At 63.5% G+C, this 24,106-nt stretch carries 21 protein-coding genes and 1 pseudogene; 13 read left to right on the top strand and 9 right to left on the bottom strand.

The window, feature by feature from the left end; translation table 11 throughout:
- Positions 1-2: 2 nt before the first annotated feature.
- Complete coding sequence (locus tag MSTE_RS11975; RefSeq protein ID WP_096501449.1) at positions 3-1,619, bottom strand: diflavin oxidoreductase; 1,617 nt, start codon at positions 1,617-1,619, stop codon at positions 3-5.
- 134 nt (positions 1,620-1,753) lie between these two features.
- Between MSTE_RS11975 and MSTE_RS11970 the strand changes: the two genes are divergently transcribed.
- On the top strand, positions 1,754-2,530 hold the full coding sequence (locus MSTE_RS11970) for a hypothetical protein (protein ID WP_096501447.1): 777 nt from the start codon (positions 1,754-1,756) through the stop codon (positions 2,528-2,530).
- Here the strand turns inward: MSTE_RS11970 and MSTE_RS11965 are convergent.
- Positions 2,500-3,048, bottom strand: coding sequence for a DUF1802 family protein (locus MSTE_RS11965; RefSeq protein WP_096501445.1), 549 nt, complete (start codon positions 3,046-3,048; stop codon positions 2,500-2,502). The genes MSTE_RS11970 and MSTE_RS11965 overlap by 31 nt on opposite strands.
- A gap of 9 nt (positions 3,049-3,057) precedes the next feature.
- A complete protein-coding gene (locus tag MSTE_RS11960; RefSeq protein ID WP_096501443.1) occupies positions 3,058-3,942 on the bottom strand; it encodes a universal stress protein in 885 nt (294 codons plus the stop codon).
- A 290-nt stretch (positions 3,943-4,232) separates the two neighbouring features.
- On the opposite strand from MSTE_RS11960, the gene MSTE_RS11955 reads away from it, so the two are divergent.
- The 5 genes from MSTE_RS11955 to MSTE_RS11930 all read left to right on the top strand — a co-directional run bounded on the left by MSTE_RS11955 (position 4,233) and on the right by MSTE_RS11930 (position 13,301).
- The gene (locus MSTE_RS11955; protein ID WP_096501441.1) at positions 4,233-4,565 is read left to right on the top strand and encodes a hemophore-related protein; all 333 of its coding nucleotides are present in this window, start codon (positions 4,233-4,235) and stop codon (positions 4,563-4,565) included.
- Between the two features lie 287 nt (positions 4,566-4,852).
- Positions 4,853-10,270 carry a glutamate synthase-related protein gene (locus tag MSTE_RS11945; RefSeq protein WP_096501437.1) on the top strand — a complete coding sequence of 1,806 codons (5,418 nt, stop codon included), beginning with the start codon at positions 4,853-4,855 and terminating at the stop codon, positions 10,268-10,270.
- Positions 10,271-10,277: 7 nt separating this feature from the next.
- Complete coding sequence (locus MSTE_RS11940; RefSeq protein ID WP_096501435.1) at positions 10,278-12,020, top strand: diflavin oxidoreductase; 1,743 nt, start codon at positions 10,278-10,280, stop codon at positions 12,018-12,020.
- On the top strand, positions 12,010-12,846 hold the full coding sequence (locus MSTE_RS11935; protein WP_096501433.1) for a ChuX/HutX family heme-like substrate-binding protein: 837 nt from the start codon (positions 12,010-12,012) through the stop codon (positions 12,844-12,846). The genes MSTE_RS11940 and MSTE_RS11935 overlap by 11 nt, the downstream gene beginning before the upstream one ends.
- Positions 12,847-13,010: 164 nt before the next feature.
- Positions 13,011-13,301 carry a hypothetical protein gene (locus tag MSTE_RS11930; RefSeq protein WP_096501431.1) on the top strand — a complete coding sequence of 97 codons (291 nt, stop codon included), beginning with the start codon at positions 13,011-13,013 and terminating at the stop codon, positions 13,299-13,301.
- Here the strand turns inward: MSTE_RS11930 and MSTE_RS11925 are convergent.
- The 3 genes from MSTE_RS11925 to MSTE_RS11915 all read right to left on the bottom strand — a co-directional run bounded on the left by MSTE_RS11925 (position 13,290) and on the right by MSTE_RS11915 (position 16,549).
- Complete coding sequence (locus MSTE_RS11925; protein WP_096501429.1) at positions 13,290-14,660, bottom strand: LLM class flavin-dependent oxidoreductase; 1,371 nt, start codon at positions 14,658-14,660, stop codon at positions 13,290-13,292. The genes MSTE_RS11930 and MSTE_RS11925 overlap by 12 nt on opposite strands.
- Entirely contained in the window at positions 14,657-15,904 is a 1,248-nt protein-coding gene (locus MSTE_RS11920) for an MFS transporter (protein WP_162291632.1), read from the bottom strand. The genes MSTE_RS11925 and MSTE_RS11920 overlap by 4 nt, the downstream gene beginning before the upstream one ends.
- A gap of 159 nt (positions 15,905-16,063) precedes the next feature.
- Positions 16,064-16,549 carry a hypothetical protein gene (locus tag MSTE_RS11915; RefSeq protein ID WP_096501425.1) on the bottom strand — a complete coding sequence of 162 codons (486 nt, stop codon included), beginning with the start codon at positions 16,547-16,549 and terminating at the stop codon, positions 16,064-16,066.
- Positions 16,550-16,644: 95 nt separating this feature from the next.
- On the opposite strand from MSTE_RS11915, the pseudogene MSTE_RS11910 reads away from it, so the two are divergent.
- Positions 16,645-17,289 (top strand): annotated as a pseudogene (locus MSTE_RS11910) (maleylpyruvate isomerase N-terminal domain-containing protein).
- A gap of 55 nt (positions 17,290-17,344) precedes the next feature.
- Here MSTE_RS11910 and MSTE_RS24960 read toward each other — a convergent pair.
- Entirely contained in the window at positions 17,345-17,641 is a 297-nt protein-coding gene (locus MSTE_RS24960; protein WP_157997679.1) for a hypothetical protein, read from the bottom strand.
- A 164-nt stretch (positions 17,642-17,805) separates the two neighbouring features.
- Between MSTE_RS24960 and MSTE_RS11905 the strand changes: the two genes are divergently transcribed.
- The gene (locus MSTE_RS11905; RefSeq protein WP_096501423.1) at positions 17,806-19,287 is read left to right on the top strand and encodes a flavin-containing monooxygenase; all 1,482 of its coding nucleotides are present in this window, start codon (positions 17,806-17,808) and stop codon (positions 19,285-19,287) included.
- Positions 19,288-19,302: 15 nt separating this feature from the next.
- On the opposite strand, the gene MSTE_RS11900 is transcribed toward MSTE_RS11905, so the two are convergent.
- Positions 19,303-19,977, bottom strand: coding sequence for a (2Fe-2S)-binding protein (locus MSTE_RS11900; RefSeq protein ID WP_096501421.1), 675 nt, complete (start codon positions 19,975-19,977; stop codon positions 19,303-19,305).
- 160 nt (positions 19,978-20,137) lie between these two features.
- Here MSTE_RS11900 and MSTE_RS11895 point away from each other — a divergent pair, with 160 nt between their 5' ends.
- Positions 20,138-20,533 (top strand): SRPBCC family protein, encoded by a 396-nt coding sequence (locus MSTE_RS11895; protein WP_231897055.1) that lies wholly within the window; start codon positions 20,138-20,140, stop codon positions 20,531-20,533.
- 29 nt (positions 20,534-20,562) lie between these two features.
- Here the strand turns inward: MSTE_RS11895 and ripD are convergent, their stop codons facing one another.
- Positions 20,563-21,117, bottom strand: a complete 555-nt coding sequence (ripD, locus tag MSTE_RS11890) for an NlpC/P60 family peptidoglycan-binding protein RipD (RefSeq protein ID WP_096501419.1) — start codon at positions 21,115-21,117, stop codon at positions 20,563-20,565.
- 243 nt (positions 21,118-21,360) lie between these two features.
- Between ripD and MSTE_RS11885 the strand changes: the two genes are divergently transcribed.
- The 4 genes from MSTE_RS11885 to MSTE_RS11870 all read left to right on the top strand — a co-directional run bounded on the left by MSTE_RS11885 (position 21,361) and on the right by MSTE_RS11870 (position 24,101).
- Positions 21,361-22,166, top strand: a protein-coding gene (locus MSTE_RS11885) for an IS5 family transposase (protein WP_231896907.1) whose coding sequence is annotated in 2 segments (ribosomal slippage) — positions 21,361-21,705 and positions 21,708-22,166 — 804 coding nt in all. Because the reading frame shifts where the segments join, the coding sequence is not laid out codon by codon here.
- A 62-nt stretch (positions 22,167-22,228) separates the two neighbouring features.
- A complete protein-coding gene (locus MSTE_RS11880; RefSeq protein ID WP_096501417.1) occupies positions 22,229-22,891 on the top strand; it encodes a GNAT family N-acetyltransferase in 663 nt (220 codons plus the stop codon).
- Positions 22,892-23,072: 181 nt separating this feature from the next.
- A complete protein-coding gene (locus MSTE_RS11875) occupies positions 23,073-23,480 on the top strand; it encodes a MarR family winged helix-turn-helix transcriptional regulator (protein WP_030097898.1) in 408 nt (135 codons plus the stop codon).
- 162 nt (positions 23,481-23,642) lie between these two features.
- Positions 23,643-24,101, top strand: a complete 459-nt coding sequence (locus MSTE_RS11870) for a Fur family transcriptional regulator (RefSeq protein WP_096501415.1) — start codon at positions 23,643-23,645, stop codon at positions 24,099-24,101.
- The last annotated feature ends 5 nt before the right edge of the window (positions 24,102-24,106 follow it).

Raw genomic sequence — 24,106 nt, 5'->3', positions numbered from 1 at the left:
CGTCAGTAGACGTCGCGCACGTATCGATGGCTTTTGATGAGATCGTTGACGTACGCATGGGCACCAGCGGCGTCCATGCCGCCGTAGCGAGCAACGATCTCGTGCAAGGTGGCGTCTACGTCCTTGGCCATGTGGTCGGCGTCGCCGCAAACGTACACGTACGCACCGTCCTGTAACCAGGCGAACAACTCCGCCGCGTTCTCCGACATACGGTGCTGGACATACTGTTTCGGTTCGCTTTCAGCCCCGTCGCGGGAGAACGCGAGATCGAGCCGGGTCAGGACGCCCGAATCAACGAAACCCTGTAGCTCCTCCCCGTAGAGGAAGCTCGTCGCACGCCGCCGGTCCCCGAAGAACAGCCACGAACGTCCCGGAGCACCCGTGGCCTGACGCTCCTGCAGGAAACCGCGGAACGGAGCGATACCGGTTCCCGGCCCGATCATGATGATGGGTACGTCGGCCGCCGGAAGCCGGAAGGTGTGGTTGGGCCGCAGATGCACGCGCATCGTCTGTCCACGATCTGCCAGGAAGGTCGATGCCACCCCGCCATAGGTACGTTCGGCATCGGCGTACCGGATGGTCGCCACGGTCAGGTGCACAGTGTCGGGATGGACGACCGGACTCGATGCGATGGAGTAGTCGCGGAACTGCAGCGGTCGAAGATTGTCCACCAGCTCGTCAACGGTCAGCTCCCCCAACCTGATCAGGTCGAGGACATCCTTCCCGTACAACCAGGAACCCGGCGCGGGCACGACATCGCCACCCAACGCGGCGACCGCGTCCGTGTCGTCCGTTCGGGTAGCCACCACACTGCGAAGAGTGCGCGAGGGGGTACGGATCTCCAGGTGATCGGAGAGCAGTTCACCAAGGGGCTCATCGTGACCGGCCACCCGATGATCGGCGCCCACGCCCAGCTCGGCAAGTATCGCCGCGACAAGGGCGGGGTCGTTGCTCGCGTGCACTGCGATCGAATCACCTGCCTCATAGGTGATTCCGGAGTCGGTGAGGTCCACTTCATAGTGGCGCACTTCTTTATCGGATTCAGCGGTGGTGAGCAATCGGTTGACGAGCAATCGTGCCTCGACAGGTTCGTTGCGGTCGCGTTTGGGCTGTACGGGGGCCTCAGTCACGACTATCGGTGCCGAGACATTGGCCTGACCCGCGGACAAGCGCTTGACGAGGTCGGTGGTCCATTCCTTCGAAAGCTGCAGATACGGCCCATCCACATCGACGCGGTCGGCGAGCTTGACCGCGCCGAGGGCCTCCAGCCGTTGATCGAGGAGCAGACCCGCGTTGCAAAAGAACTCGTAACTACTGTCACCCAGTGCCAGTACCGCGTAACTCAGATTCTCCAGGCGGTCGGCCGCCTCGGAACTGATCGCCTCCCAGAACAGCAGCGCGTTGTCGGTGAACTCACCGTCGCCGAATGTCGAGACGACCGCAACGAAGTGCGAGGCCGACTGCAGGTCCGCCACATCAATCTGGTTGAGCTCGATCGCCTCGGATTTGATCCCGGTGGCCTCTTCCAGGGCCTCGCAGAACGACATCGCAGCGTCCTCGGCATTGCCCATATCGGTGCCATAGCCGACGATCAACGAAAAATCCGGCTGGGCGGTCACAGCACTCCCTCACTCGCGCGCGCGGGGCTGCTCCCAGCGCTGGGTGAGGGCGACCTTACTTTGACACGCAACGCCGTGGGGATCTCCCCCCTCTCTTTCCCTGTACCGCCCCTCTGACCGGCTAACATCCGAAGGTGGCCTGGCTAGATACCTGGTGGCAGTACGACGTGGTGGACGGCTACAAAGGTCCCCTACTACTCGGCTTCGTCGCATTCGTGGTGACCTTCGTGGTGACGCGCACCATCACCCGGCTCATTCGCGACGGACGGGGCCCGTTTCACAACATCTCCGGCGGTGGCGTTCACATCCACCATTCCGTGCCGGGCGTGATCCTGTTGATCGTCGGAGGGTTCACAGCGCTCGGCTCTCCACCGTTATCGGTGTGGACGTATCTCGCGGGCCTACTCGTGGGGATCGGCGCATCGCTGGTGCTCGACGAGTTCGCGATGATCTTCCATCTGGAGGACGTCTACTGGTCCAACGAAGGACAGCTGTCGGTCGATATGGTCACGCTTGCCAGCGCCTGCATAGGTCTGGCAGCGGTCGGCATCTCGCCGCTGAACGTGGATGGGCTGACCGGCGTCATCGCCATCGCTCGCGGAGTCGCGGTGATGCTGCTGCTGGTGCACCTCGGGCTGGTCGCGATCACCGCGCTCAAAGGCAAGTACCCCACCGCGATGATCGGGATTTTCATTGCCCCCATCGCCTGGTGGGCTGCGGTTCGACTGGCTCGCCCGACATCCCCCTGGGCGCGGTGGCGCTACTCGCCGGAGACGCTCGAACGAGCGCGGCAGCGGGCCCTGATGTTTGACCGTCGGTGGGGTCCGGTGCGTCGACGATGGCTCGACGCGATCGGTGGAACACCAACCCCCGAGCTCCCTCACGCACCTACGGAGTCGCGAACTCGCTGAGCGACCTCCGCGAGTGTTGATTCCGTATGCACCGGTGTGCCCCATCGCGGATCGACCTCCAGTTGCACCCAGCTGGTACAGCCGACGTGTCCGTCACCGCGCAGGATTCTCACGGGCGTGACCAACGGGTACGCACGTACCACCAACACCGTCAGTCGGTGCTTGGGCCGAAAATCCACGCGGTCCTCACGAATTGATTCGGTTGTCCAGATATGCAGCGCCGCAATCTCTTCGAGCGCCTCGGGCCGATTCACTTCGATTGCGGCGACGACCTCTGCCCCGGCCCGCACCACAACCTCGGTTTCGGTGCTATCGGCGGCGGCACGCTCGAGTAAATCGTGGTGTTCCGGTCGCACTCGTTCGGCATGGCCGTGCACGATTGTCGGGAAGAGCAGGAACCTGGAATCGGCAAGCGTGAAACGCTTCTCGTGAATTCCGCCCTTACGCAGGAGAACCTGCTGTCGGCCGTCGAGCAGAGCATGTACCGCTGCGCTCCATTCCTTCAGCGCGGTGCTCACATATCGAGACTACGGCCGCGGTGTCACCAGCACCGGGCAAGCAGCCTTGTGAATCAGCGCATGGCTGGTGGATCCGAGGAAGAATCCCGCGACGTCACCCCGGCCGCGGCTTCCCGTGACAATCAACTGCGCGCCCTCGGATGCGCGGAGCAGGACATCGGCGGGATGCCCGATCGCCAGAACGCGCCGAACCGGTACCTCCGGATGCTTCTCCTGCCATCCGGATAGACGCTCGGCAAGAATCTGTTCCTGACGGCGTTCCTCCGTGGTCGAATCGACGGCGCTCCACGCGGTGTAGGCGTAGACGTACCCCGGCGGAATGTTGTTCCAGACATGAACCGCCACCAGCTCGGCATGTCGCATCGAGGCCTCCTCGAACGCCCATGCAAGCGCGCCGTCGCTGGAATCGGAGTCGGCCACTCCCACGACAACCGGCCCTGCCGGCCCAGCCGCTTCCCTCACCACGACAACCGGACCGTGCCCCTTCGCGGTCAGCGATACCGATACCGAGCCGGCCATCATGCCGGTGAATCCGCCGAGCCCGCTGGATCCGAGCACCGTCATGACGGCATTTCGGGACAACTCGACGAGGATCGCGACGGGCTTACCCGCCGCCTTGACCGTGGACACTTCGACATTCGGGAACAGTGCGTAGACGTGGTCCTTGGCCTGACTGAGGAACTCGGCGCCGTCGGTGTCCAGGTGATCGAAGAAGCTCGCCGACGCTCCCAGGTTGTAACCCTGTCCGAAGCTGCTGTGATCGACGGCGTGAACCAACGTCAGCGACAGATTACGCCGCTGGGCCTCGGCGCCGGCCCACGTCAGGGCGTGGAGCGCCGACGTCGATCCGTCGACACCGACAAGAATGTGGGGGCTTGGTGTCGTGGTGGTCATGGCTCCTCCGATGCGATAGGGCGGCTCTGCTCCTCCTCCCCGACACTATTGACCGTCGGTCGCGGTGGCCATGGGCCAAAATCCCCACTGTCAGTGACTTTCGCCCGTACAGAAGTGTGCTTCATCACGTAATCGACGTGTCATTCGTGTTGGTAGAGCTTCCATTTGGAGCTCACCTGCCAGTAGATAGCATGACTAAGGACTCTGACGATCCTGCTAGCGTTGTGCGTAACGGAATCTCGCCGACTGTCGATATGGACGTCGGGGGAACTGGTGGAAGGTAGACGAGAATGTCCTTGACGGCGAAGTTGATTGTTGGTTCTGGCGCAATGGCATTGTCGCTGGTTGTAGGCGGTGGAATCGCATCCGCCGACCCGGATGTGACGGCCATCGTCAACACCACATGCACGTACCCGCAGATCATGGCGGCGCTGAACCAGCAGTCCCCCGCCGCAGCACAGCAGGTGAACGCGAATCCGATCGCCGGTGCCTGGCTGCAGCAGTTCGTGGCATCGCCGAAGGTGAAGCGCCAGCAGATGGTCAATGAGGTGCGGGGCATGCCCGCCGTTCAGGAGTACACCGTGCTGATCAACCAGGTCGCCAGCTCCTGCAATAACTACTGACCGGCGATTTTCGCGCCCCTGCCCCATAATGGGATGGGGCGGCCGGTCCATCGAAGCGTCGGCACGCTTGCTAAGTCTGATTCTCAGTGTGACGTATATCCCGCTGACTATCAGACCACACCGACTTAGGCTAGGCTTGGTTTAACTGACCCCAGGAAGCCGGGTTACCGGCGTCCGCCAGGTCGCGACCATGCGGAGCGCTGGTCAGGGCGGGTTCGCTCAACGAACGAGAAACCCAACGTCACACGCTGGATACGCCGTGCGCGGCGCTGGGTGAGGAGAATCGGCTGAACGGGCTGTATGACCAGAGCCAGGAGAAAAATAGCTGCGGTGTTGGCTTCCTGACCCGCAAGGACGGCATCCAGACACACGATGTCGTGCGCAAGCTCCACGAAGCGCTCTGCGCCGTGCCGCACCGAGGAGGAATGTCTTCCGAGGGCGTCGGTGACGGCGCCGGCGTAAACATGGACCTGTCCTTCCGTTTCTTCTCCGAGCTGACCGGCGATCCTGACTTGCAGCCGGGCAAGTTCGGGGTGGGTAACTTCTTCCTACCCACCGATCCGGCATTCCATCCCGAGGCCGAGGCGGTCATCGAACAGGCACTGCGGGCACAGGGATTCACGATCCTGCTCACCCGAGATGTGCCGGTGGACAACGAGGCGGTTCGCCCTGCCGCCGTGAAGTACCAGCTGCCGATTCGGCAATGGGTGTTCCGCTCCGATTCCGAACGCAAGACCCATGAGGCGCTCATGGCGATCGAGGCCGTGGCCTACACGCGCCCGGAACTGCTTGGGCTCTACCCACTCTCGCTCAGTACACACACGCAAGTCCTCAAGGGACGCCTGAACTCCAACGAGGTGGTGCCGTACTTCAGCGACTTGTCCGATCCTCGGATGGAAGTGCACTCGATGTTCTTCCACACCAGGTTCTCCACCAACACCGCACCGAATGCCACCATGGCCCAGCCGTTCCGGCTGATGGCGCACAACGGCGAACTCAATACGGACAAGAAGAATCGCTTGTCCGAGAACGCGATTGCGCTGGCCCGTAACCGGGCCATCATTCGCCCGGTGGGACAATCGGACAGTTGTCGACTTGATCAGACCCTGCAGAGCCGGGTGCTAGAGGATGATCTCGACCTCGTCACCGCCGTCGTCGCGATGATGCCGCCCGCATGGGAGAACGACACAACACTCTCGCCCGGGGTGACGGCGATGCTCGAATACTTCAGCCTCTACGAGGAGAAGAATGACGGCCCGGCCGCATTGATCTTCGGGGACGGCAACATCATCGGCGCGCGCCTGGACCGGCTTGGCCTCAGGCCACTACGCACCGTCGAGACCGCCGAGTACCTCGGAGTGATGTCCGAGGCCGGACAGATCTACTTCGACCCCGACACGGTGATCGAGCGAGGCCGCATCGAGGCCGGCGGCATGCGCTACTACGACCACGCCGAAGGCCGTTCCTACGGAACCATCGAGGCACTCGAAAAGCTTGCCGCGCGCCATGATTACCCCTCCATGCTGGCGCAGGCCCGCGTGAACATCGCGGACCTGCCCCATGTGCCCCCCGCAGGACAGGGCTCGCCGGCACGATACGACGGCGACCTCGACCGTCACCAGCGGTACGTGGCGTACTCACTCAACCAGGAAAGTTTCAAGTTCCTGATGGACCCGATGCTCGCGACCGGCCAGGAGAAGATCTCCGCGATGGGCTACGGCGCGGCCATCAACGCCCTCTCCAATCAGGAAGGCGGCGTTGCGAAATACTTCTCGCAGCGGTTCGCCCAGGTGACCAACCCACCGCTGGATTCCATCCGCGAGGCGGATGGCATGACCCTGCGTGTTGCGCTCGGCGCAAAGCCCAACAGCGGGGCACAGCCCGCACCTCAGATCGTGGTGCCCTCCCCCATCCTGACCCATCTCGACATGCTCAAGATCCGCGAGCAGCAGGGCACCCCGGTCCGACGTTTCGGGATGCGCTATCGCATCGAGCTCACCGACCCGGCATCCAACGCCGATCGAATCGTGCGGGCCATAGATGAACTATGCGATGCGGTGGAGCAATTCGCGCGGGAGTCCGGCGGCATTGCGGTGATCTCCGATCGCCACGTCTCCAGTGACCGTGCCGCAATGCCTCTCATCATCGTCATCTCCGCCATAAACCAGCGGCTGATCGAAGAGGGCCTACGGCTGCGCGTTTCGTTGATCGCCGAGAGTGGACAACTGTGTTCCTCGCACCACGTGGCCGCCGTGCTGGGATTCGGCGCGTCGGCGGTCTACCCGTTGGCGGTGCAGATGCGGGCCGAGGAGAAGTACGGGGCCGATGCCGACAAGGCGTTCAAACATTTCGCCAAGGCGGCCGAGAAGTCACTGATGAAGACGATGGGCCGCGTGGGCCTGTGTACCGTCGAGAGTTACATCGGCGGCGAGTTCTTCGAGCCGAACTACCTCGATACCTCTGATCCTGTGTTGCACAGGTACTTCCCCAATGTCGTGTCGCCGGTCGCCGGTGTCGGTTTCTCCACTCTCGCGACCGCGGTCGCCGACTGGCACGCGCGTGCGCTGGCGGTGAACGGCGAGAAAGACGTTCCGCTGCTGGGCCTGTTCAAGGAGCGAGCCGAGGGCGCGGGCCACTCGTATGGCACAACGGCGGTACGCGGGTTCGTCGACATGACCGAGGAAGCCATCTCGTTCGGCGACGAAGCGCGCCCGGAAAACCCTGATATGGCCGACCCGACCTACCTCAGGCTGCTGCCACTACACCAACTCGAGGGTGCGTTCGGGCTGGACGACGGCGCCTACCGCAACAACAGCTTCGATGAGCTGCCCACACGTGCAGTCGATAGTTTCGACATCACCCCGGGCTATCGCAGTTTTGTCCGGGCGATGAACACGGAACGCACGCGGCGCCCGGCGGCGCTTCGGGACGTGCTGGCACTGCCCGCCGATGTCAATTTCGTGCGTACCGCCAACGAGTTCCGCAGGGAAATGGGGCAATTCGCACGATTCGGGAACAACGACTTTCAGGTACGTGGCCTGTCCTGCCGAGAAGCCGACGGCGGGTTCGTGCTGCGGCTCTCGCACACCCACGAGCGGCTCGCGGCGCTGGCGGCCTCGCTTCGGGTTCGGTTCGGCGCTGATATCACCAGCCAGGAGATCGTCGGCGACGAGCTGCATCTGAGGGCGACCGGCCAAGCGGCGAGCTACCTGACGAAGATCAGGACCGCTCCGGATTCGATCCCACTGTCCGCCGTACAGCCGGCCAGTGAAATCACCCCCTCGCTGACATCGGGGGCGATGAGCCACGGCGCGTTGGTGGCCCCCGCACACGAGGCGGTGGCCCATGGAACCAACTTGGTCGGTGGACTCTCCAACTGTGGCGAGGGCGGCGAACACATCAGCCGTTACGGCACCATTCGCGGCTCCCGCATCAAGCAGTTCGCCTCCGGGCGGTTCGGGGTGTGGGCGGGGTACCTTGCCGACCCGATGCTGCAGGAGCTGGAGATCAAGATCGGGCAGGGAGCCAAACCCGGTGAAGGCGGTCAGCTTCCAGCGCCGAAGGTAACCGTCCAAATCGCCGCGGCACGCGGGGGCACCCCGGGTGTCGAACTCGTGTCTCCTCCGCCCCACCACGACACGTACTCCATCGAGGACCTCGCGCAGCTGATCCATGATTGCAAGGCAGCGCGTGTCCGGGTGATCGTGAAACTGGTTTCGTCGGAAGGCATTGGCACCATTGCCGTGGGCGTCGCCAAGGCCGGCGCCGACGTCATCAACGTCGCAGGCAACACCGGGGGCACCGGTGCGGCGGCCGTGACAAGCCTCAAGTATGCGGGCCGCTCGGCGGAAATCGGCGTGGCCGAGGTGCATCAGGCCCTGTGCGCCAACGGAATCCGACAGAAGGTTGTGCTTCGCTGCTCGGGTGCGCATCAGACCGCCAGCGACGTCATCAAGTCAGCGCTGTTGGGGGCGGACAGTTTCGAGTTCGGGACCACCGCCCTGATGATGCTCAAGTGTGTCATGGCCAAGAACTGCAACATCAAGTGTCCCGCCGGGCTCACAACCAACGCAGAGGTTTTCGAGGGTGACCCTCGGGCACTTGCCCAGTATCTACTGAACATCGCGCACGAAGTTCGGGAGCTTCTTGCGACGCTCGGCCTGCGGACGCTGCGTGACGCTCGCGGACGCAGCGACCTGCTACATCTGCTGGATCACCCGTCGAGCATCGGCACCCTCGATCTGCGCCGCATGCTCGCGGTGGCAGAGGAATTCGTAGTCCAGAATCCGGTCTACATGGAAAAGGACTACTCGGTGGACGATGCGTTCACCGAGCAGCTCGACCTCGACGGCACGGTACTGCCGCCCAGACAGCTGACCAACCAGAACAAGAGCGTCGGCGGTCAGCTCGCGATCGATATCGAGCGGATGCTGAACTATCGGGGGGCAGACGGATCGGCGGTCGCCGCCGACGAGCGCGGCCGTCGTTACCTGTTGCCCGAGAGCGTCTCGATCACCACAACGGGTTCGGCAGGCCAGAGCTACGGCGTGTTCTGCAACGACGGAATGATGCTGATGCACACGGGCACCTGCAACGACGGTGTCGGTAAGAGCGCCTGCGGCGGCACGATCACCGTGCGCTCGCCCGGCGGCGGATCGGAGGCGCCGGGCGGCAACGTCCTCATCGGCAACTTTGCCCTTTTCGGCGCTTCGGGCGGACGGCTGTTCGTGGAAGGCCAGGCCGGGGACCGATTCGCGGTTCGGAACTCGGGTGCAACGGCCGTGGTCGAGGGCGTCGGCGAATTCCTTTGTGAGTACATGACCAATGGCGCCGTGCTTAACATCGGTGGATTCGGCAAGGGCGTAGCGAACGGGATGAGCGGAGGCTTCCTGTATCAATACGACCCGCACGGCCAGCTGCCGTCGAAGGTCAGTAGCGACTCGGTGCTGGTACTGCCCGTGACCGATGCCCCATTCCACGAGGCCGCAGCGCGCATCCTGCTGCAATGGCATGTGGCGGCTACTGGGTCAGTCAGAGGCCAAGCCCTGCTTGATGATTGGCAGACAACCCGAGAGCACCTGGTCTACACGATGTCGCGGGCGCTGTTGCAGTACCAGGATTCCGACGCCATTCTGCATGGCAAGACACGCAAGGAACTGCTGGACGAACTCGCCGCCGCCCTGGCCGGCTATCAAGTACACAAGTTCAAGCTGTCCTACCGCAGCCAGCGCGATGTCCTCGAAGGATCGGTGCCCGCATATGGCGACACCGACACCGAGGGGATGTACGCGTTGCTGAACACCTACACGGTGCTGAACATGGCCCAGCAGCTCGCGCTATCCAGGATGCCGAACATCAACGACGTCACCGACCCCCGGATCGGCAAGGCGGTGCGCAATCTCGTACTCACCGAAGACTTCTTCTTGATCCAGAAGCTGCAGAAGTATGCACGGGAGGCGATAGACGGACATAGCGATGAGGACCTGGCCGTGCTCATCGCGGACAAGCGCCTCAACGATTACAAGGAGGCGCTGAGCCAACGCAACGTCTTGTCGGTGGACAGCCCGGGAACCTACGGCTGGATCCTGTACCAGAGCAACAAAAACCGAGACAAGATCGGCCGTCTGCCTTCCTTCGAAGAGCTGTTCGCACATCAGGCGTTACCTGTTGTCGCCCTGTCCGGACCGTCCCTCCAGACCACGTGAAGAAGCCATGAAGATCGCCTACATTCCCGAAGACGCCCCATTCAACGAGGACCAGCGCGCCTGGCTCTCCGGCTTCCTGGCGGGACTGCACTCCCGTCTCGCCATGAACCTGGCAGCGCCACCACCGGCGGCCTCCACGGACGTGGCGGCTCCCCGCCCGCCACTGCGCATCCTGTACGGCACCCAGACCGGCAATGCCGAGATCGTGGCAGGTGACGCTGCGGCCGCGGCCAAGGCTCAGGGGTTCGACGTGACGGTCAGCGGCCTCGAGGAGATAGCGCTCGATCAGTTCGCCGGGCTGAAATACGTCCTTATCGTCACCTCCACCTACGGCGAGGGCGAGATGCCCGATAACGCCGAACTGTTCTGGGAAGCACTGTCTTCAACACTGGCGCCCCGTCTCGAAGGGGTGTCCTACGGTGTGCTCGCCCTCGGCGACACCAGTTACGACGGCTTCTGCCAAGCAGGCAAGCTCATCGACACCCGGCTTGAACAACTCGGTGCGAGTCGCGTGGTCGGTCGTGCGGACTGCGACATCGACTATGAGGCGCAGGCCGCGGAATGGGTCCAGGGCGCGGTCGCGAGCCTGGTCACGCTGGCCGGGGCCAGCGGCACCCCCGGAACTCCCCCGCCGAGCACCGTGGTGCGCTCCGGATGGACGCGCAAGAATCCGTTCCCCGCAGAGGTACGCGTCAACCGGCTGCTCTCACGTGCGGGCTCCGACAAGGAGATTCGGCACTTCGAGTTCGCGCTCGCGGACAGTGGGATCACCTACGAGGCGGGCGACGCGCTCGCGGTCATCGCAGAGAACGATCCGACACTGGTAGCGGCGATCGCGGATCATTTCCGTGTCTCTACAGAGACCCTGGTCGACGGCGAGCCACTGGGCGAACTGCTGGGCACGCGCTACGAGATCAGTGCCCCATCGCGAGACTTGTTGAGCGAGGTGGAAAGCCGCGCGGAGAGCGAGGAGTTCTCGCATGCACTGCGGGGCGGGGTCAAGGAGGTGCTGGATGCCTGGCTGTACGGCAAGGACATTCTCGATATCCTGCGCATCGGCGGGGATGCGCTGAGCCTGGAGGAGTTCATGGGGCTGCTCAAACCGCTGCAGCACCGCGCCTACTCGATCTCTTCCAGCTCACTGGCTCACCCCGAGCGCATCCACTTGACCGTCGCCGGTGTGCGGTACCAAAGCTTGGGCCGTGAACGTGGCGGGGTGTGTTCCACCTTCTTGGCAGACCGTGGAAATAATGCCCGAATCTTCCTGCAGCCCAACAAGTCCTTCCGGGTTCCGAGTGATGACGATGCGCCGATGATCATGGTCGGCCCCGGCACCGGTGTGGCGCCGTTCCGGGCGTTCCTGCAGGAACGTGAGCAGCGCGGTGCCGGCGGCCGCAACTGGTTGTTCTTCGGTGACCAGCATCGGGAACACGACTACATCTACGAGCACGAGCTCGACGGCTGGCACACCTCCGGCCTTCTCGACCGACTCGATCTGGCCTTCTCGCGTGATCAGGCAGAGAAGATCTACGTGCAGACGCGGATGCGTGAGCACGGCCGGGATCTGTTCGCATGGCTCCAAGATGGCGGGCACTTCTATGTGTGTGGCGATGCCACGCGCATGGCCAAGGATGTGGACAAGGCACTGCACGAGATCGTTGGTGAGCACGGCGGATTCAGCCCCGATGAGGCATCCGAATACGTCAACACCCTCAAGCGGGAAAAGCGGTACGTCCGCGATGTGTACTGACGGCCAGCGCTGCGAACACTGCCCTGCACGACGAATCGTGGCGGGGCCCAATGCCATTGCCGAGGCACTCCCCGCCCTTGGCACGGTGGTGGCCGTGACCGCCAACGATGCCGCTCTGATCAGCCACACCGGCGAGTACCTGGAACCCGCCTTCCCCGGTGAGGCACTGTGCTGCGACGACGAGTACATCGCTCTGCGGCTCAACCCTGCGCTTGTCCGCGACGCCTTCCTGGCACCACGAGCACTGACGATGGTCGCCGAGACCGGCACACACCGCGCCTACCTGACCCCGCTTTCGGATCGCCTGACGATCAGCGCCCTAGAGCTGGCGCCGGCGGCGGCCCCCGAAGCGTTCCCCGTCACCGATTGGTCCGACGTCGATTGGCATGACACCGATCAGCTCACCCACCTCGACGCGCTCACCCCCGGGCGTTATCGGGTGCTCCCATTCACCGGCGCCCGCAAGATCGATTCGCAGGTCATCCCCCATCTGCTGGCTCACATCGTGGACGTGGACATGCCTTTCACGATCGCGGTCCCCGGCGGCGGCTGCGTGCAGCTGCACCGCGGCCACGCGGCAATGGTAGAACAGGCGGGCGCACATATAGCCGTCATCTTCGGGGCCTCGCGATACGCCATGGATCCGGTGTTCATCGCGGAGTCCTGGGTGACACATGCGCACGGCACCCAGGGCCTGACATCGTCGGTCGAGCTCTACGACCATAGCCATCGGTGCGTCACCACCATCACGCAAACCGGCCCGATCACGGCCCGGCTTCACCAGGCGTGGGAACACATGGTTGCTTCGTTGCCGGACGCCGCCTGACCTTCCCCCGGCGCGTGGTTTGGTACCCATCTCACAGTGGGCGGCCGGCGAAGTGTGAACAGATTGAGATGTCCCGGTGAATTGGGGGCAGCGTCTGGGAAATTGTGCGGCCCTAGCGTGTGCGCATGAAAGCGACACCTGGAGGGCAACATGGGCGGTGAACCGTGAGCAGCCTGATCAAGATCGTCGATCCGATCCTTCCGGGTCGGAGCGCGGATCTGCGTCAGGCGCAGTACTACCAGGATGTCCTCGGCGAGCTACGTGCGGTGGCTCTGCGGGAACTCGACGACCATGTGGCTTCCCTGGAGCGCAGAAGACAGAGCGGCAAGCCATCGAGCCTCTCGCGCCTGCACCGGCTCGTCGGTGCCAAACGCGCCGAGTTGGCCGCACTGGACCAGTTGCTTGTGGCGCTTAGTGATCGATTCGGAGATCACTCCACCTTGTCAGCCGGGTAGCTCTGCTCGACGATACGACCGGCCCGGATGTCCGTCAGACAGATAGGGCCCGCGGCCACCGAGATGCTCACGCAGGCTGAGCCTTTCCCGCTCATGTGGCACCCGGCCACGGCGGCGAAGCTCGGGCACCACGAAACGGGCGAAATCGACGAAGGTTCCCGGTGTCGTCACGTACGCGACGTTGAACCCGTCGACATCGGCGTCATCGACCCAGCGTTCCAGTTCGTCAGCGATGTCCGCGGCAGAACCGACGAGAACCGGCCCACGTCCGCCTATCCCGATCTCCTGCGCCAGCTCACCCACCGTCCAGGTCCGGCTCGGATCCTTCGTAAACGAGGCGAGCGCGGAACGGTTGGCGTCGGTCTGGACATGCCGCAGCGCCTCGTCCGCCCCGAGCCCGGCCAGATCGACACCCGTCCAGCCACCAAATAGTGCCAATGCACCTGCGGGGCTGACATATTGGCGATATTCATGCAGCTTGGCGACCGCCAGATCCCGCGTCTCGGCGACGATTGGCGTCACCATGGTGAAGACTTTGATGGATCGCGGGTCACGGCCGAACGCCGCTGCGGCCTCGCGCAGTGCCCGCACCGGTTCGCGCACGACCTGCGGAGTCGGACCCGATACGAACACCGCTTCGGCATGAGCGGCCGCGAATCGAACTCCCCTCGCCGACGCACCCGCCTGGAACAGCACCGGTGTGCGCTGTGGGGAGGGTTCGCACAGAAATGGCCCGGGAACGGTGAAATACCTTCCCTGGTGTGCGATGTCATGGACCTTGGCCGGGTCGGTGAAGACGCCCCGCGCCCTGTCGTGCACCACGGCGCCGTCCTCCCATGAACCTTCCCAGAGCTTGTAACAGACCTGGAGGTACTCGTCGGCGATGTCGTAGCGCCGGTCATGCGGTATTTGGGAGTCCAGACCCAAATTTATTGCCGCACTGTCCAAATAGGACGTGACAATGTTCCATGCCACTCGCCCCTCGGTGAGGTGATCAAGTGTCGAGAGGCGACGCGCCAAGGCATACGGCTGCTCATAGGTGAGTGAGAACGTGATCCCGAATCCCAATGTCTCTGTCACCGCCGCCATTGCCGATACGGCCAACGACGGGTCATTCACCGGGAATTGCGCCGCATCGAGCACAGCCGCATCGCGCGAAGCTCCGTACACGTCATACGCACCCAGCACATCGGCGAGGAACAACAGGTCAAAACCGCCGGTTTCAAGCGACCGGGCGAGTTCGGTCCAATAGCTCAGGGTCCGGTATCGGTGTCCCTGATCCTCGGGATGTCGCCACAAGCCCGGTGATTGATGGCCGACACATGCCATATCGAAGGCATTGAGGTAGATCCGGCTCATCGAGAGGCCCCGATCTTGTCGCGATAGGTCTCACGGGCGGCATGTGCGGAAGCGAAGGTGAGTGCGGCCAGCACCAGGTAGTAGACGACGATGAGCCATGGGTTGCCATGGTTGACAGCCAGCAGGGCCGCGGCGATCAGCGGGGCGAATCCACCGGATAGCACCGCACCGATCTGATAGCCCAGAGACGCCCCGCTGTATCGGACCCGGGTGTCGAACAGCTCGGCGAACCACGCGGCCTGAGGACCATACATGGCGTCGTGAACAATGTTGATCCCGAAGATAATTGAGAGCACCACAAGGACCGTTGACCCGCTTCCGGCGGCCAGGAAGAACAGCGTCAATGCCACCGGTCCGGCCGCCGCCCCGAACAGGTAAAGCGGACGTCGGCCGATCCTGTCCGAGAGTGCGGACCACGCCGGCGTACTCACGATGCCGATCGCCGAAGCGATCAACACGGCAGTCAACCCGACTTGGCTGTCCTTACCGAACACGTCTTGCAGGTAGGTCAGCGAGTACGTGGTAAGCAGTACGAACAAGGCGATCTGGGACAGCCGTAAGCCGGTGGTCAACAGCACATTACGGGGCTGCGCGCGCACGACTTCCACGATAGGCAGTCGCGCCAGCTCGCCTCGTTCACGTAGCCGCCGGAAGTCCGCCGAGTCACTCAGCCGCAATCTGATCGCCAGGCCGACGGCCACCAAGATGACGCTGCTCAAGAACGGGATGCGCCAGCCCCAAGCAAGAAACACGTCCGGCCCGGTGAGCATTCGAGTGAGACCGAATACCCCGGTAGCCAAGAGCATTCCCGCCGGCGAGCCCAACTGGGTGAAGCTGCCGAACAGACCTCGATGGCCGGGCGGGGCGTGTTCAACCGACAGCAGGGCGGCTCCGCCCCATTCCGCACCGGCGGCAAGGCCTTGCAACACGCGCAGCGTCGCCAGTGCGCTCGGTGCGAGGACGCCGGCCTCGGCATAGGTCGGCAGGGCGCCGATCAGTGCGGTGGCAATGCCCATGAGGAGCAGCGCCCCAACGAGAACAGCCTTGCGCCCGAGCCGGTCTCCCAAGTGTCCGGCGATAACGGCTCCCACTGGGCGCGCACCGAACCCAGCCGCGTAGGTGGCGAACGAGGCCAACGTGCCTGCCGTCGAGGAGACTGTCGGGAAGAACAAGGGCTTAAGGACAAGTGCCGCAGCCGTCGCGTAGAGGTAGAAGTCATACCACTCGATGGTGGTACCGACCATGCAGCTCAGCGCAACGGTGCGAGCCGTGGGACCGCCGCCCTGCGTCGGTCCACCCGCGTGGACGGCAGGCGCCGCGCTGGTGGTAGTCACGTGACACCACGGTGCATTACCGGATGGCTGGTGGGAACCTTTGCGCTCGGCGGGATTTCAGCCGTACGGTTAGTGGCTCCCGGACCGCATATCGGGCTGTGAATCCTCTAGCGGGGTAAGGATCGTCGCGAGCCAGGTGACCGTCAACGAGGCGGAGGCGAGCGCGGCGAGCAGCGTCCACATCAACGGATCGGACCCATCCGCCGTCTGATGCCACCACAGCGCGGCCAGACTTGTCACCGCGCTCAGCGCCGCGGTGTACGCCGCCGCGCAACACCACCGGAAGTGCCTCCGGCGCAGAGCTACGAGCGAAACAACGCATGCCACCAGAAACATGATGGACGTCCCCGGCACCACGGCGTCGACATGCAGCGACGGGCTGGCCTGTGCCCCGAGGTTTGACCAGCGACTTCCCGCGGCCACGCCCAGGACGATGGCCGCCACTAGCACGGTCCAGCGTCGCGGCCTGCTCATCCAGACGTCTTCAAGCACACCGCGCTCGATCGCGCGCAGCGTGTCCTCAAGCCCAACGTCGTCGTGGCGCTGCGTCCTCACTCAATGCCTCCCAAATTCGAACATCTCTGAGACTAGAGGTCGGATGCGGTGGCGCGGGAGTTCCGTACCACTTGTCGTGCTGCTACTTTCCGGCGGTGGACCTCTTCACCCACACCTGGGCGGCTCTGCGTGCCGCTGTCGCCGATCTGCCGGACCAGGCATTTACCCAACCGTCCGGCTGCGCGGGCTGGCTCGTGTGTCATCTGATCATCGATGCCCAGGACGTGCTGATAACCCTGGCAACCCCTAGTGAGGAACCACCGACGCGCGATGCGCTGATCTATTGGGAGGTCCTCGGTGCGCCCCCTGCCGGTGACGACGCTCGTGATGCGTTGATCGTCCGGCTGGCCGCTGCCTACCGGGAACCGGGCCTGCTCACCTTTCACCTGGATGACCTGGGCGCCGCGGCGGGACGCGCCGCGGTCCTCGCCCATCGCGATCAGTGCATCGCCACCAAGGGACAGGTTCTCACCGTGGGCGATTAACTGGATGCCTACGTACTGGAATGGACGTTGCATCATCTCGACCTTGTCGCGTATCTGCCCGACGTGGCAGATCCACCGGCCGCCGGGCTCTCGCGCGCGCGTCAGATGGTGGAGCAGATCGCCGAGTACAAGATTCCTGCGGCACTATCGGATACCGATGCCCTGTTGATCGGAACGGGGCGCCGCTCCCCAACCGCTGCGCAGGCCGCCGTATTGGGAGCCGACGGGAACAGAATTCCCATCTTTCTCGGCTGAGTCACGACCGTGCTTCGCTTACGCGCAGTTCAGCGTGACATAGGCGATCTTGTAGTCAGGGGCATCCTGATCGCGGGCGGGCGCCGGCCTGATATCGCTCGTGTGCTGGTGCTGCACCGGCGTTTGCGTCAGGATCGAGCGAACCGTGCAGTCCTCGACGTCCCGCCCGGTCCCGCCCGCCCATCTTCGTGACGATGACGCGGTACCCCTCGGAGGTCAGCATGTCGATGACCCCCTGGGCGCCACCGACGGCAGCTGGGCCTGCGGTGGCAAGCGCAGATTCCGTAAGGGTTACCGCCGTAATCACCGCCGCAGCGATGAGCCCGGTCGAGGACACCACCCGAACGAGCATTCTGGCCCTTTGAACTGTGCATGCGGTGATCATGTTGTGGTGCTCCTCTCACGCTGAGTCCACTGTAGGACACTCTGTGTCACTAAGTACACATCGTTTCATATGGCGTGGAGCACATCTAGACAGCCGGACCATTTCCCAGGCGTCGCGGCTAGCATTGGGACATGACAACGCAGTTTGACGCCGTCATCGTCGGAGCCGGCTTCGGCGGGATGGGCGCGGCGATCCAGCTCAAGGAGCTGGGCCTGACCAACCTCGCGATCCTGGATCGCGAGGACGATTTGGGCGGTACCTGGCACGTCAACCATTACCCCGGTCTGGCCGTCGACATCCCCTCGGCGACCTACTCGTACTCCTTCGAGCCGAATCCCTACTGGTCGCGGTTGTTCGCGCCGGGCTCCGAACTCAAGCAATACGCCGCCCACGTCGCCCACAAGCACGATCTGCGCAAGTACATGCGTTTCAACACCCCGGTATCGGGTGCACGCTGGGACGAAGAGGGACAACACTGGGTTGTGGCCACCGAGTCGGGCGAGACCCTCACCGGCAAGTACCTACTGACGGCCACCGGCTACCTGTCTCAGCCCAAGATGCCCGATATCGCCGGTATCGAGTCCTTCGCCGGCAAGGTCATCCACACCACCAAGTGGGACAACAGTTATCGCGCCGCAGGGCACAAGATCGGCCTGATCGGCACCGGCGCCACCGCCGTTCAGCTCATCCCTGAGCTGGCCAAGGATGCGCAGCACTTGACCGTGTACCAACGCACGCCGATCTGGGTAGTGCCCAAGGCCGACGCGAAGGTCCCCGGTGTGATCAAGAAGCTTTTCGCGAAGGTGCCACGTACCCAAAAGATCGCTCGCACGGTGGGTTCGGCAATCCTTGAGGTGATCATGGTGGGCGGAGTGCTGCATTTCCGCCAGTTCCGGCAGGCCAACAACGGTGCCGCGATGCTCGCCAAGGCGCATCTGTTCGCACAGGTGCGCGATCGCGAGCTGCGCCGCAAGCTGACACCCGATTACGACTTCGGCTGCAAGCGGCCGACATTCTCGAACACATACTTCCGAGCCTTCAGCAAGAAGAACGTCAGCCTTGAGACGGCATCGATCGAGCGGATCGAGCCCGACGGCATCGTCACTGCAGACGGTCGCAAGACAGTCATCGACACCCTGGTCCTGGCCACCGGTTTCAATCTGTGGGAATCAGCCTTTCCCGCGTTCGAGGTGGTCGGCCGCGAGGACTACAACCTCGGAAAGTTCTGGCGAGACAATCGTTTCCAGGCATTCGAGGGTATCGCGGTGCCCAAGTTCCCGAATCTGCTGACGCTCAACGGGCCCTACTCCTACAGCGGGTTGTCCTACTTCGACACCATCGAGTCCCAGATGCGGCATATCAAGCGGCTCTTCGGCGAGATGGCACGCACCGGCACCGAAACCTTCGAGGTCACCGACGAGGCCAACACCGAGTTCCTGAATCGCATGGTCGGCAACCTCAACAATTCGGTGTTCTATCTCGGCAGCTGCCAAACGGCACGAAGCTACTACTTCAACCAGCACGGTGAGGCCGCGCTGCTGCGTCCGACATCCACGGCCAGCGCGTACAAGGAGCAGGAGTCTTTCCCGCTGGAGGCCTATCAGTTGGCCTAGCCGTTTCTGTGTGGGTTAGCCGAGTACACAGTCACCGCATACCGCGGAACGGTCGTCGGTGAGCTGATAGATGAGACAGCAGCTGCGCCTCCGAAAGTCAGGTCCCGCGTGCAGGATGCCATCGTCGATGCGGGGGTCGCGCAGGTAGGTATCGGCGACTTCGCGGGCGGCATCGGCCAGCTCGGGTCGCGACGAAGCGATGAGACGCGCGGCACTGTTCACCGCCGACCCGACGTTTCCCCACAGGACGCGGTCGCTTACCCCGGCGTGTTCCATGACGCCCTCGGTGATCGATTCCACGGCCGACCCGGTGATGGCGTAGTCCTCCCCCGCCCGTGTGACCACGGAAAGCGGAAACGGGCCGCCGAGTTCGTCCTGCCACCACAGCTCGTGCGGCTGCTGCGAGATCCGCGGTTCATCGCATGCCACCGCGGCGACGGTTGGCGCCAGGATGCGGGCGACCAAACCGAGATGAGCAACCGAGCCTGCTACCCGCAGGTCGATGTCGGCGGGGCTCACCGCTATCCGCGCGGCGAGATTGCTTCGGACGCGCTCAACCCGACTCGCCAACGCCGGTGATCCGTCGGTCAACTCCGTCAAAGGCCGCCACGGTGACGTCGGCATATCGCCGGTGGCATGTGTCGCGACGGCGAAGAAGGGCCCAAAAGCCGACACCTCAACCGCGCTCACACGCCGATGATGCCATCAGCGCGATCAAGATCACGCGCGGGCGAGGCGTTGGGTTTAGGTTACTTGCGTCCGGTACATCCAGGGGCAGTGCGCACGGAAGGTGTCGTCGGTGGCTGAGCAGGTCGGGGACCTCACTACTGTCAATTTCGAATACCACTAAGTGTATCCGGCCCACCAGGTGTGGTCGATTCTTATTTCGCCCCAGTTGTTCGGGCAGTGGGTCAAAGATTTCGAGCCGACCAAGTACGAGACGGGGCTCGCATTCTCGTTTAGCGTCTTCCCGTTCGTGGGAAGCGGATTCGTCGGAGAGATCGACGGCCGATTCACCGATGTTGTCGACGACGAGCTGTTGGCCTACCGAATGACTACCCGCGACGGCTCGATCGCCATCGACTCACGCTGGACCCTGAACCCGGATGCAGACGGAACCCGACTATCGGTCGAAGCTACCGGATTCAACCCGAATGACCAGGATCAGATGCGGTTCAGACAGCTGTGTCTGGTGGGCTGGCCCGCTGTGCTCGAACGGATTGAGGACTTTCTGCGCGAGCGGTGATCGCACATAAAGCCGCTCCGTCGACGTGGCTACTCGATCACCCGAACCAGGTAGGGAGCCATGTCGTTGAAACGTACCTGCGACACCTGAACCGCGGGTTCGGATGCTTCCAGCATGAGGTTGTTCCCCAGGAACATCGTCACGCTCTGGCTGCCGTTGGGGCCGTAGAAGATGAGATCCCCCGGAAGTGCCTGGGACGGAGCGATTTTCCGGCCGACGTTGTACTGATCACCGGACCGGCGTGGAAGCTTGATGCCTGCGGCGGCATAGGAGTACACCATCAGTCCCGAGGCGTCGAAGCCGGGAACCTTGGGCGTGGGCGCTGCGACGGGAGCCGGAATCAATCCCAGCAGACTCGTGGTCGCCTCGGGTGCGGCGGGCGTGGTGTCGGTGCTGGTGGTCGGACCGTCGGCGTTACCGCCCCCATACGTGAACGGCACGCCGCGCTGCGACAGACCCCTGGCGATCGCCGCATTGACGAGCTTCTGGGCGTCGGCGGGACTTCTGTGAACGTCGGCCGAGGCCAAGCCCGGGGTGGCGAAGAGCAGGGCGATGCCGAGCATGACGGCGTATGTGCGTTTCATTCGATTGTCGCTTCTCTCCGGCCGCGAATTCTCCACGCGCGGGTGGTTCCCTCCGGCCGGCGATGACCACCAAGATCCTTTCTACCGCTACCACCCTGCCTAATCCCAATTAGGTTCTGCGACATGGCCAATGAGTTGTCGTAACGTGACCGAACGGTGATACAGGGCGGGGCTTGGGCGCACGTCAACCCTTAGAGCGTGTCTTGTGTGGTTTGTGGGGTGGTTGGGGCATGATGTGCTGGTGTGAAAGAGCTTTCGTTGAGGTTGGTTCCGGACGAGTTGTGGGCGTTGGTGGAGCCGTTGTTGCCGGTGCAGCGGGTGCGTCCCCAGGGCGGCGGGACGGCGTATGCCGATGAGCGTGCGGTATTCACCGCGGTGGTGTTTGTGCTGGTCAGTGGGTGTGCCTGGCGGCATTTGCCACCATGTTTCGCAGTGACGGTCCCTACCGCGCATCGCCGGTTCGCCGAGTGGACCGCCGTCGGGGTATGGCGGCGTCTACAAGAAGCGGTACTCGATCGGCTCGGTGCCGATGGGGCATTGGATTGGTCACGGGCCGTGGTGGATTCGGCGTACGTGCGGGCTAAAAAAGGGGCGCCATGACCGGGCCGAGCCCGGTAGACCGGGGCAAAGCGGGTACCAAGATTCACGTGCTCACCGACGCGACCGGTCTGCCGTTGCAGACCGCGGTCACCGCCGCCAACACCTGGGACGGGCATGCGGTCCCGCCGCTGGTACGGGCACTGCCCGCCATCAAATCCCCGCGCGGGCCACGCAGGCGGCGACCGGCAAAACTGCACGCAGACAAGGCATACGACGCGAACCAGCTGCGGCAATGGCTCACCAATCGACACATCACACCCCGGATCGCCCGCCGCGGAACCGAATCCGGCGACCGGCTCGGCACCAAACGCTGGAAAGTCGAACGCACCATGTCCTGGCTCTTCACCTACCGCCGCCTGGGCACCCGCTGGGAACGCCACGACCATCTCTACGCCGCATTCCTCACACTCGCCGCCACCCTGGTCTGCTTCAGAAAACTATCCACATGAGACACGCTCTTACGCTCAACGTTTCTTGAGCGCGGTTGGCCCGCCGGTCGTAGGCTGGCGCCATGACCGACCACGACCGCCTTGCCACCCGCCGCGAAATCGCCGACGCACTGACCAGTGCGTTCGAACGGCGTCACGAAGTGCTTGACCTGATTGTGGAAGCCGATGACCGAAAGAGCGCGATCGACGCGATAGCCGCATTGTTGGGAACCTCGCATCTGGGCGGCGAGGCGGTCATGGGGATGTCGTTCGATCATCTGACCAAGGATGAGCGCCGCAAGAACGCTGCCGAGCTCGAGGATCTCAACAGCCAGCTCACCTTCACACTCACGGAGCGCCCCGCGAGCTCGGGAGACAGCCTCGAGCTGCGCCCGTTCTCCGGGAACAACGATGCGGATATCTTCGCCGTACGTACTGAAGAGATCGGCCAGGCCGGCGATGGGTCCGGAGCACCGGCCGCAGGGGTCGACGATGAATTGAGGGCAGCGCTCGCGCGCATCGACGATGAGGAGGCGGCCTGGTTCGTCGCCGTCGAAGGCCCCAGCAAGGTGGGCATCGTCTTTGGTGAGCTGGTGGACGGTGAGGTGAACGTGCGTATCTGGGTCCATCCCGACCACCGCAAGAAGGGTTACGGCACGGCGGCTTTGCGAAAGTCCCGATCGGTGATGGCCGCCTACTTCCCCGCCGTGCCCATGGTGGTACGTGCGCCGGGCGCCTCCGCGTGATCGCGATGGGCGCCCGTCAGATTTAATGCTCATCAAGAGCATTGATCAATGTGCTTGATGCACTGATGAATTGGCGCGGATTTACCGGACGACACGCCGCCTGTCGGACCTCTACGGGCGGTTGAAAATTGGCGGAGTCCGCTAGTCTTAGCGCGGTATGAGCACACACGAGGAATCTCCGATGGGCATTCTGGTGTCTCAGATCTACCGTGTGCTGTGGTCACGCGCCTCGGTGATCGTGCGCGACTTCGGCGTCACTGTTCCGCAGATGGAATGCCTGGCCGTGCTTTCCGCGCAGCCGGGGATATCCAATGTCGAGATCGCCGCAGAGCTTCGGATCACGCCCCAAGCGGTAAGCCTGGTCCAGCGGTCGCTGGAGGAGGCAGGCCTGGTTCATCGTTCGCGACGACAGGCAGACGCCAGGGTGCTGACCACCGAGTTGACCGCCAAGGGACGAAAGCTCTTCGAGCGCGCCGACGCCACGCTGCGCGAGGATGACGACGAGATTCTGGCCAACATGACGGACAAGGATCGTGCCCAGCTTCGTAGGCTGCTCGGCGGAGTGATTGAGACGATGTCGGCGCGGTAGTTCGCCCGCCTCCGAATGCAAAAGTACTCAGTGTCAACACCATTGACGACGTTTGACCATCATTGATGGGGCGTTTGCGCTGGTTGAACGGGCTCTGAACTCTTTCCAACTCTTTTCCGGATTTCTTGGACTCATTCCAGATAATTCGGGCATACTGCCGTTGTGGCGTTCACACCAGACGAGTACGCGGCGCTGCTGCGGACCGCTGATCTGCGCGTGACCCGGCCCCGAGTCGCCGTGCTCGAGGCTGTCGAAGCGAATCCCCACGCCGATACCGAGACTGTCTTCAGCGCGGTGAGGGCGGGTCTGCCCGAGGTATCCCGACAGGCCGTTTACGACGTCTTGGCGGCGCTGACGTCAGCCGGCCTGGTGCGCAAGATTCAGCCTTCCGGCTCCGTGGCACGGTACGAATCTCGGGTCGGCGACAACCACCACCACGCCGTATGCCGCTCCTGCGGTGTCATCGCGGACATCGACTGCGCCATCGGTGCCGCACCCTGTCTCACCCCGTCCGACTACAACGGATTCGTCCTCGAGGAGGCCGAGGTCATCTATTGGGGTCTATGCCCCGACTGTGCAGCACACGCTGCGTCCGCCCAAATTTCGGGATCACACACGTGATCACA

The sequence above is a fragment of the [Mycobacterium] stephanolepidis genome (assembly GCF_002356335.1).
Classification (GTDB): domain Bacteria; phylum Actinomycetota; class Actinomycetes; order Mycobacteriales; family Mycobacteriaceae; genus Mycobacterium; species Mycobacterium stephanolepidis.
Note: the sequence above shows the minus strand (reverse complement) of the source record. Positions and strands in the feature narration are given on the sequence as shown.

Coding starts and splice junctions, on each gene's coding strand:
- MSTE_RS11960 (WP_096501443.1), bottom strand. CDS start 3,942: ATGACCACCACGACACCAAGCCCCCACATTCTTGTCGGTGTCGACGGA.
- MSTE_RS11955 (WP_096501441.1), top strand. CDS start 4,233: ATGTCCTTGACGGCGAAGTTGATTGTTGGTTCTGGCGCAATGGCATTG.
- MSTE_RS11940 (WP_096501435.1), top strand. CDS start 10,278: ATGAAGATCGCCTACATTCCCGAAGACGCCCCATTCAACGAGGACCAG.
- MSTE_RS11935 (WP_096501433.1), top strand. CDS start 12,010: ATGTGTACTGACGGCCAGCGCTGCGAACACTGCCCTGCACGACGAATC.
- MSTE_RS11925 (WP_096501429.1), bottom strand. CDS start 14,660: ATGAGCCGGATCTACCTCAATGCCTTCGATATGGCATGTGTCGGCCAT.
- MSTE_RS11920 (WP_162291632.1), bottom strand. CDS start 15,904: ATGGTCGGTACCACCATCGAGTGGTATGACTTCTACCTCTACGCGACG.
- MSTE_RS24960 (WP_157997679.1), bottom strand. CDS start 17,641: ATGCTCGTTCGGGTGGTGTCCTCGACCGGGCTCATCGCTGCGGCGGTG.
- MSTE_RS11905 (WP_096501423.1), top strand. CDS start 17,806: ATGACAACGCAGTTTGACGCCGTCATCGTCGGAGCCGGCTTCGGCGGG.
- ripD (WP_096501419.1), bottom strand. CDS start 21,117: ATGAAACGCACATACGCCGTCATGCTCGGCATCGCCCTGCTCTTCGCC.
- MSTE_RS11880 (WP_096501417.1), top strand. CDS start 22,229: ATGACCGACCACGACCGCCTTGCCACCCGCCGCGAAATCGCCGACGCA.
- MSTE_RS11875 (WP_030097898.1), top strand. CDS start 23,073: ATGGGCATTCTGGTGTCTCAGATCTACCGTGTGCTGTGGTCACGCGCC.